Consider the following 3741-nt stretch of genomic DNA (forward strand, 5'->3'; position numbering starts at 1 on the left):
ATTGACGAACGTGTGCGCAAAATCGAACTGGTTCAAAACACCTACGATTGTAATTCTATCGATTGACCAGTCCAAGTCAAAACTCAAAAAACGCAAATTTTGGTGGGTTAACCGCCTGTTAGAAGGGGCGGCTAAATTTTCCCACTCATTTACAACTATTCCTTTATCCCCTTTTTCTCTTCTTTGAGTAGGGTTAAGGACTTGAATTTCATTAGATTTCATGCTATAATCTATTCAACAAATTAAATATTAAATTTTCTCAGAAAAGTCCAGATTGCCGTCTGGGCTTTTCGTCTTTGTTGACCTTTCTATTTTTTTAACAACCTCATATAATTTGATTTCGAAGAAATAAAATGAGTGATAATCACTTCTTTATTCTTTTCATCTACCACAAACAGAATAAGATAATCTCCTGAGATTATCGCTTCTGTTTTGAAACTATCATGCAATCTGCGTCCAATTCTATCATCAAAATCAAACCCTGACGGCATAAAAGCTAAATTATTAACTTTCGAACGAATTTTATTGACTACATTCTTTGCTCCAGAAACGCTGACATTTGAAACAAAATCATAGATTTTGTCCAAATCTTTCAGCGCTCCTTCCGCATATTTAATCTTATAATCCATATCGTTCTACCAAATCAGAATCAGAATAATATTTTCCATTCTGTACATCTGAAACCCTTTGTTTAACTTCACTCTTTAACTGCATAAACAAAAATTCATTGTCTAACTCTTCTTCAGTTGGCAAATCAATTTTCTTAGTAATAGCTACATTCTTCAAATACAATCTCATCACTTTATTAAGGTTATATCCATTCTCCTTAATAACCTCGCTAGCTAAATCTAAAGTATCTGAATCCATTTTAAATGCTACATTTTTCAATGCTGTAGTCATAATATTTCCTCCTTTAAGTAAACTTGTTTCCTCGACACGTTAATTATACACTAAAATAAAGTTAGTTGCAAATCTTACCTGTTCGCAAATTTATTCCAATTTCCTTTTGACAACAAGAAACCCTTGCTGACGTCCTGCTGACGTGTCGGCTCGAAAGTCTAAAGCCTTTCGGCTCGTCCCGTTCTAGCGTACTTTAGCAAGGCTTATTGTCAAAAGTTTTCTCGGCATAAAGCTCACAAAAAGAAAAAAGCTTGCATGTCTGCAAGCCCTTTTCTTTTTCTTCTTTTAGTCGGTATATAAATAAGATTGTGCAATTACTGTTATTCGGTTGTGTCCAAGATTTTCAGACACAATCTTCATTGCGTAACGGTCAAAAACTTCTCCAGCTCTATCCCCTCGCATATGGTACTTTTCTTTGGTAGGCAATTTGTCTAAATTCCTAACATACTTCTTATACATTCGCATTGCATAGCTAGCTCTGTAGCTATGGTTATCATAGTTAGATGATAACTTTGGAAACAATCTTCCTTTTTTGGATTGAATCCAATTCACTAAATCCCTTGTTTCCGCTTCTGTCTTACCACAAATCTCTACTTTTCTAGGCTTACCGCCTTTAGTTCCTTTATCTACTTTCAACCAAGCCTTGCCATTTTCAAAGAAAAGGTCTTCGGCTTCAATTCTTTGCATTTCAGCCCTACGCAAGCCTGTCGCACTCGTGAAACGTGCCAGGGCTTCTTCTTTCTTCTTAGAGATATGCTTATCACGTTTCACTTCATCACGTGAACGCTTGACGTTAGCACGCAAGCGTGGAGGTGTTGCGATGAATTGAGTCGCTTCAACTCCAAACACTTTGGCAAGTGCTGCTTTTGCAGTTGCGATAGAATAAGCAGACCTCTTTATATCAATCAAATGTTGTAAGTATTCATCCACATAGCCGAGCGCATCTTCAATGCTTACGGCTTCTGGATGAGCTACTTCCAACCAGTCAGCAAAATAGCGAAACTGATTTTTGTACGTAGTAAAAGTTCTTTTAGAATAGATTTTATCTTTCGTATCAGCTTCAGCTTTATCTTTTGATCGCTTCGTTCCAAGCCCTGCTTTCAGCATGTCTTGTAAACGCAAGCGACCTGTCTTTCTATAACTTGGTTTAGAAAGATTTTTCTTCTTAGACGCTTTCTTCTTAGCCCAGCGCCCTTTGGGCTTGATTTCTTTATCAGCCATATTGACCCCTTTCTACTCAAGGACATTTCTCAACTATTCAGACCTGTCGGTCAAACTTCGGAGCAAATCAATCTCCTATGCCGAGGGCTTTCCCTCAATGCGCAACTTTTTTCTACTGTCTATGCGATGACAAAATGAGCAACTTTTTAATTCTATGCTATGAATACCATTTGAAAAGTTGGTTCTTTAATCTGACTTCATTGAAAAACTCGGTTTGTGACTAATTCCATTTCCTCTTACTAAACTACTAAACTTGATTCCTCATTCCCTTTTTTCCTCTTCTAAAAAATTCCTTTCTACACATCTTTTTCTTTCTACTTCTACATTTCCTCAATTCTATTTTTCTTTTTCCTCATGAATAACATTGCACTATTATTTTTTCCTCTTCATCACTGCTCTAGTTCTTCAATATCTTCATACCTTTATCATGCCACAAAAAGAAAAAAATAAAAAAACGAGTTAGACAATTAAACAACAAGATAACTGTTTATACGTTCATTTTCGCTCGCTACCGCTCCCAAAATAATCGTATAAACAGTTATCGGTCAAAGGTCGCTCCACGCTCCCAATGACCTCTTTTCGCACGAACAACGTGCGATTGTCTGCGCTACCGCATTGCAGACAAAAAAAGAGCAGACTAACGTCTACTCTCCCCCTGCTTCATTTTCTGCCACCTTAGCATTGTGAAGCCATAAACTCAACTCATTTTTCAAGCGCTCGATTTCATTCGAGAACGTGGATTTCAAATGTTGGGTCAGCTCGTTTTCTTCGGATATACTCTTTACCAATTTGCGATATTTTCGCTTTGTATTATCCGAAGCCTCAGACCAAAGACTATGATCTGCGTGTAAGCCACGCAGAATAGCCTTTTCTCTGAAGCTTATATCTCTTGGTAAATAGTCAGGCGAATAAAAGGAATTTAACGTTTCATTAACCACGTCAACCCATTCATCTGCCTTGCCTCTGCGCAACTGAAGTTCCAGGCGCCACCAAGTTTTTATCTCTTCAGGTAAAACTTGTCGCTTCTTCTCTTGCTCCAGGCGCTTGTTATACATACGAACTTGACGTTCGGACGAACGTGCGCCCCAATAGGCAGTTTCTAGCGCTCCATTCATGCCATAATATGGCCTGAACGATACCGCATCAACTAGCCTATATTGGCTCACGTAGTCGTCTGGAAGATTGAGAATATCGCAAGCTATGTCAGCCCGTGAGAAGTGCGGATTCTTGAACATCGTCTGAATAAAGGTACGCAAATCAGTATTCAAAAACTGCTGAATCTTGTTTGGGTTGAAGTCAATCCGCCCTTTCTCCTCGCCCGTTTTAGGGTCTTTAAAAGGCAGAGTTTCAACGTAAGCGATATTCTCTCCGTACTTATCAACCAAGCGCCACCCTGCCCCAGCGGGTTCAGCAGCCCCCTCTCGTGCAAGGATTGGCATGGCTTGGTTGAGTGAAAAGGCTTCGCCTTTTTCGTAGATGATTTCTCCGTCCTCATTGACGAACGTGTGCGCAAAATCGAACTGGTTCAAAACACCTACGATTGTAATTCTATCGATTGACCAGTCCAAGTCAAAACTCAAAAAACGCAAATTTTGGTGGGTTAACCGCCTGTTAGAAGGG

Annotated in this window: 4 protein-coding genes and 1 pseudogene; all 5 read right to left on the reverse strand. The window is 39.0% G+C overall.

Annotation, left to right across the window (positions count from 1 at the left end; all coding sequences use genetic code 11):
* Positions 1–222 (reverse strand): annotated as a pseudogene (locus ACVRWY_RS09370) (hypothetical protein); the annotation flags it as partial.
* A gap of 86 nt (positions 223–308) precedes the next feature.
* Complete coding sequence (locus tag ACVRWY_RS09375; RefSeq protein WP_044668746.1) at positions 309–629, reverse strand: type II toxin-antitoxin system RelE/ParE family toxin; 321 nt, start codon at positions 627–629, stop codon at positions 309–311.
* Entirely contained in the window at positions 619–900 is a 282-nt protein-coding gene (gene relB / locus ACVRWY_RS09380; RefSeq protein ID WP_032510707.1) for a type II toxin-antitoxin system RelB/ParD family antitoxin, read from the reverse strand. Before relB ends, ACVRWY_RS09375 begins: the two co-directional genes overlap by 11 nt.
* A gap of 285 nt (positions 901–1185) precedes the next feature.
* Entirely contained in the window at positions 1186–2121 is a 936-nt protein-coding gene (locus ACVRWY_RS09385) for a site-specific integrase (protein WP_354369906.1), read from the reverse strand.
* Between the two features lie 644 nt (positions 2122–2765).
* Positions 2766–3741 (reverse strand): replication initiation factor domain-containing protein (locus tag ACVRWY_RS09390; RefSeq protein ID WP_447455803.1); only part of this gene is annotated, 976 nt, incomplete at its 5' end.

It is taken from the genome of Streptococcus porcorum, assembly GCF_053203725.1.